This window comes from Clostridium sp. (assembly GCF_051656525.1).
Taxonomy (GTDB): Bacteria; Bacillota; Clostridia; order Clostridiales; family Clostridiaceae; genus Clostridium.
Map to the genome: position 1 here is coordinate 1 of NZ_JBOGCC010000372.1, position 2,075 is coordinate 2,075.

A 2,075-nucleotide genomic window follows, 5' to 3' on the forward strand; every position below is an offset into this window, starting at 1 on the left:
TTATGTGATTTAGCTTATCCTATGATAAGTAGAAGCATTATTGATGAAGTTGTTCCAAATAAGGATACAAGAATGCTTGTAGTATTTGGAATAACTTTATTTTTAATATTTGTAGTTAAGATGGGACTTAACTATTTTATGCAATATTATGGTCATATTTTAGGAGTTAATATGCAGGGGGATATGAGAGAAGAGGTATTCTCACACCTTCAAAAGCTTCCAAATTCATATTTTAGCGATAATAAAATCGGTGTGATTATGTCAAGAATAATAAATGATTTAATGGAAGTTTCAGAGCTTGCACATCATGGACCTGAGGATATTTTTATATCAGTTATTCTTTTAGTTGGATCATTCTTTATATTAATTGGAATAAATTTAGAGCTTACTTTAATAATCTTTTGCATACTTCCATTTGTATTATTATTTGCAATAATGAAAAGAAAAAAGATGAGTGAAAAGTTTTTAGAATCAAGAGTAGCTGTTGGAGATGTTAATGCTAGCTTAGAAAATAGTGTTTCAGGAGTACGTGTAACTAAGGCTTTTTGCAATTATGATACTGAAATGGAGAAGTTTAAAACTGAAAATAATGTATTTAAAAAAGCAAGAAATGAAGCTTTAAAGGCTATGTCTGTATTTTTTTCTGGCATACTTTTTGGAATTGATATTTTAGAGCTTGTAGTTTTAATAATTGGAGGATATTTTACCTATATAGGAAAGATAACTTTAGGTGATTTTACAGCCTATCTTTTATATGTGAAAATGTTTATACAACCAATTAAAAAGCTAGTAAATTTTACAGAGCAGTTTGAACTTGGAAAAACAGGCTTTGTAAGATTTATGGAAATAATGGAGATTGAAGAAGAAAAAGAAGTGGAAAATCCAAAAGAGCTTAAAAATGTAAAAGGTCATATAAAAATAGAAAATGTATCTTTTACTTATGAAGATAAAAAGAAAGTTTTAGATGATTTAAGCTTAGATATAGAGAAAGGAAAAACTATAGCCTTAGTTGGACCTTCAGGTGGAGGAAAAACTACACTTTGTAATTTAATACCAAGATTCTTTGATTATGATAAGGGCTCTATAAAAATTGATGATGTAGATATAAAAGAAGTATCATTAGAATCTTTAAGAAGAAATATAGGAATAGTTGCACAAGATGTATTTTTATTTACAGGAACAATAAAGGAAAATATTTTAGTTGGAAAAGGAAAAGCAAGTGATGAAGAAGTGATAGAAGCCTGTAAAAAAGCTAGAATTCATGATTTTATAGCTAGTCTTGAAGAAGGATATGAAACCTTTATAGGAGAAAGAGGTGTTAAATTATCAGGAGGACAAAAGCAAAGAATTTCAATAGCAAGAATTTTTCTTAAAAACCCACCAATAATAATTTTAGATGAAGCAACATCTGCACTTGATAATGTAACTGAAAGGGAAATTCAAGAATCCTTAGAAGAGTTAAGCAAGGATAGAACAAATTTAATAGTAGCTCATAGATTAACAACTATTAAAAATGCAGATGAAATAATTGTCTTAAGTGAAAATGGAATTGAAGAAAGAGGAACTCATAAGGAACTTCTAATGAAAGAGGGGATTTATAAAACTCTTCATGGAGAAAACTAAAATTAATATCATAAAAAATAAAAAAGAATACATTGATAGAAAGAATTTTAATGGGAGTGGAACATTAGTGTATAATTTAATAATTTATGATAGCAAATATGGAAGTACAGAAAAGATAGTCTATATTTTAGAAAAAATAATAGGGTATTCTAAAAGTATAAAGCCAAAAGATTTTAAAGAAGAATACAAAGATATTTATGATAACTTTATATTCATTTCTCCAGTATATATAGAAAGGCTATTACCATCTATAGAAAAGTTTGTAGATGAAAATGAAGCATGGCTCAAGAAAAAGAAAGTATATGCTTGTGCGATAAATATGATAGGAGAAAAAGGGCTTAGTTACTTAGATAGAATGGAAGAAAAATTAAAGGGAGCCTTTGTGATGAAGGCTTCTTTGTATGGAGAAATAAAAGAAAAAGAACTATCAGAAAAAGATTATAAAGGGTTAA

2 protein-coding genes are annotated in these 2,075 nt (G+C 27.8%); both read left to right on the forward strand.

Annotated features, from left to right (window positions below; translation table 11 throughout):
• Positions 1-1,623: ABC transporter ATP-binding protein (locus tag ACRDDY_RS18185; RefSeq protein WP_438566343.1), on the forward strand; the 1,623-nt coding region annotated here is incomplete at its 5' end.
• Positions 1,624-1,690: 67 nt separating this feature from the next.
• Positions 1,691-2,075 (forward strand): flavodoxin domain-containing protein (locus tag ACRDDY_RS18190; protein WP_438566344.1); only part of this gene is annotated, 385 nt, incomplete at its 3' end.